The organism is Candidatus Accumulibacter vicinus (assembly GCF_000584955.1).
GTDB classification, from domain to species: domain Bacteria; phylum Pseudomonadota; class Gammaproteobacteria; order Burkholderiales; family Rhodocyclaceae; genus Accumulibacter; species Accumulibacter vicinus.
Window position 1 is genome coordinate 91,462 of the sequence record NZ_JDSS02000021.1, and the last position, 2,926, is coordinate 94,387.

A 2,926-nucleotide genomic window follows, 5' to 3' on the forward strand; every position below is an offset into this window, starting at 1 on the left:
GAGGAGGCGTGATGCATCCGGGGCGAGCGGGCACGTGACCGCGAAGCCCTCCCTCTGCGGTTGGGGTGCATTTTGTAAATCCGGCGTCTATGCAGCGAAGGTAACGAGTCTTACCCCGGGAGATCCCTCCGGTGCCTCAGAGGAGCGAGGCTGGGCGTTGGGTGACTGGCGCTGAATACCGTGGAGAAGTCAGCAGAGGGCATAGTAGGGTAGGCGACGGCGAGGAGCCAGAGAGCCAACCGAAGGCCCGAACGGTGTTCCGCGAGGAACTTGAAAGAGAGGAGTAATCGTTGTCCAATGAAGACCATGACTGCATCCGACCGGATGAACGTGGGCTTGGAGCGGATAGAGATGAGGCTCCGGTTGCGGGCCGCGAAACCTTGGGCTGCTTCAGCCCTGGGCCACTCGACTCGTCGACTCAATCTGCCGAACCGCCGTGTACGTGACCCGTCCGCACGGTGGTGTGGGAGGGGGGAGCCGTGAGGCTTCTCCCTATCCCGATTAGACACTTGGAGCCCTCATGAAACGCCTATTGCTCCCCTTGGTCATCCTATTGGCTGTATCAGCGTGTGCTAAGAAAGAAGAATCGGCAGCGATGGCGCCGGCTGCAACCGTAGCGTCGGCGCCAGCAGGAAGAACATCCTCGTTCCTGGCCTACGAACATTCGCTGTCAGTCGACACCGAGGAACAGGAGGTTGCCACCATCTTCGAGGCGGCGCAGGCTGCCTGTCGTGACACTGCTGACGAGCTTTGTACCGTTTTGGAGTCTCGCATCAGTTCCGGGCGATCAGCCTCAGCTTCACTGAAATTCCGCGCTAGACCAAACGGCATAAGGAAGATTGTTGCAGCCCTAAGCAAACAGGCCGAAGTCACGAATCAATCGACCACTGCTGAAGACCTCGCGGTCCCGATCACAGATGCCGCGAAGAAACTGGCAATGCTCAAAGACTACCGATCAAAACTTGAGGCTCTCCGTGGTCGCGCCGGCAATGATGTCGATGCCCTCATCAAGGTGAATCGAGAACTCGCACAAGTCCAGAGCGAACTTGAGGCCAGGGAAGGGACGCATGCACACCTTGTTCAGCGTGTGGAGACAGAAATCCTCAATGTGTTCATCCGCTCTGTTGAACATCGAGCGTTCTGGAAGCCGATCGGCTTCGCAATCTCAGACTTTGCTGGCAACTTGTCACAGGGAATTTCTATCGCAATTACTGGCATTGCCTTTCTGACTCCCTGGGCCATGCTGCTTGTCATCGCAGTCTGGGGCGGTCGTAAACTATGGCGTCGCAGGAAAGGAGCGAAAACAAGTGCCTAACCCACCGGTCAACCGGACCGCCCACAAGCGTTGCTTGCGGGTCCCCTCCGCGCTGCGCGCTCCTGCGGCCAGTTACCTAAAACGTTGGGCGTCATGATTCCCACACCAGTTCGCGCAGAGATTATTTCTCGCATTCAAAGAGCCGAAAGCGAGCATAGCGTGCGTGTGCTCCTTGCCGTCGAATCTGGCAGTCGAGCGTGGGGCTTCGAGTCGCCAAACAGTGATTACGACGCCCGCTTTATCTATGCACATCAACCCGACTGGTACTTGTCGGTGAACCTTGAAGATATGCGCGACGTTATTGAGTACCCGATCGTCGACGACATTGACCTCAACGGTTGGGACGTTCGAAAAGCACTGCGCCTTTTTGCACGATCCAACCCGGCTTTTGTCGAGTGGATTCAGTCACCAATCGTCTATCTAGAGCGTGGCAGCTTTGCCGCGCGTGTTCGGCACTTATTGCCGTCGGTATACTCATGTGTCCGTGGAGTACATCATTACCGCAGCATGGCGAAAACAAACTATCGCGGCTACCTCAGAGCCGACCTCGTTCCGCTGAAGAAGTACTTCTATGTGCTTCGTCCGTTGTTATCCGTGCGGTGGCTGGAGAAATACGGTAATCCTGCGCCAATCGAATTTGAACGCCTACTCCATCTCGTCGGCGATCAGCACGCGCTCTTGGACGACATCAACCGCCTACTGGAGAGAAAACGGGCCGCCCCAGAAATGGGTCTCCAACCGCCTGTCAGGAGTATTCACGCCTTCATTGAGCAAGAACTTGAGCGCCTTGAGAACGTGCAAATCCACGCATCATCTCCTTCCGTAGTGGGTAGTCTCAATGAAGTCTTTCGTACGGTGCTCCGCGAATGATGCCCAACGAATAAAAACAAGGAGTTGGCGCGCAGCCGGAAATTTCGTGTAGACCTCAGCATTGCATCAACGATGGAAGCACTACATGAATCGTTCGTGGGATATCTGCCAATTCGCAAAGACCCCCACCCTACAAGCAAATGCGGCGACCGACTTGATTTCTGCGCTGGTAATTTCAACCCATCAGGTAATCATATTCCGTGCAGGCATCAGTTCCAAACCAATTCGGCTGACCGAGCGCCCAGGCAATGGCCTCGCACAGCCGGGCCAGCGCATCGCGGCTTTCCGGTAGATATTCCCCATAGGCGTGGAACTCGTGGTTCATATTCGTCCAGACATCCAAGCGCACCCGACCACCCTGGGCGGCAACCGTCGCCGCAAAATCACGGATCATGTCGACGAGGATTTCCTTGCCGCCGGCCTGCAGGTATATCGGCCCCAGATCGTGGAAATCCTGGCAGATCGGCGAAAGTTCGGCGTCGCTCAGAACCTGGCCGCCTTTGAGCCAGTTTGCGAACTGCAAGGTCATGTAGCCCTGAACGAGGTCGTAGGGATCGTTGCCGAACTGACTCTCGCCTCGCCGGCCAACATCGGTCCACGGGCTAAGGCCAAGTGTCAGGGCCGGTTTCGGCAAACCTGCCTGGTGCAGCCTGATCAGGGCCATCAAGGCCAGGTGGCCACCGGCCGAGTCGCCGCTGTCAATGGCGGTCAAAAACCGCCGAAATCTGGCGCCACCGAAAA

At 56.8% G+C, this 2,926-nt stretch carries 3 protein-coding genes; 2 read left to right on the forward strand and 1 reads right to left on the reverse strand.

All coding sequences use genetic code 11. The features are described from left to right. Positions 1 to 520 precede the first annotated feature (520 nt). Together CAPSK01_RS09220 and CAPSK01_RS09225 are read left to right on the forward strand one after the other, a co-directional pair. On the forward strand, positions 521 to 1,315 hold the full coding sequence (locus tag CAPSK01_RS09220; protein WP_034925628.1) for a DUF4349 domain-containing protein: 795 nt from the start codon (positions 521 to 523) through the stop codon (positions 1,313 to 1,315). A 93-nt stretch (positions 1,316 to 1,408) separates the two neighbouring features. After that, on the forward strand, positions 1,409 to 2,185 hold the full coding sequence (locus CAPSK01_RS09225) for a nucleotidyltransferase domain-containing protein (protein ID WP_034925630.1): 777 nt from the start codon (positions 1,409 to 1,411) through the stop codon (positions 2,183 to 2,185). A gap of 175 nt (positions 2,186 to 2,360) precedes the next feature. On the opposite strand, the gene CAPSK01_RS09230 is transcribed toward CAPSK01_RS09225, so the two are convergent. After that, positions 2,361 to 2,897, reverse strand: a complete 537-nt coding sequence (locus CAPSK01_RS09230; RefSeq protein WP_273703468.1) for an alpha/beta hydrolase — start codon at positions 2,895 to 2,897, stop codon at positions 2,361 to 2,363. Positions 2,898 to 2,926: the final 29 nt, after the last annotated feature.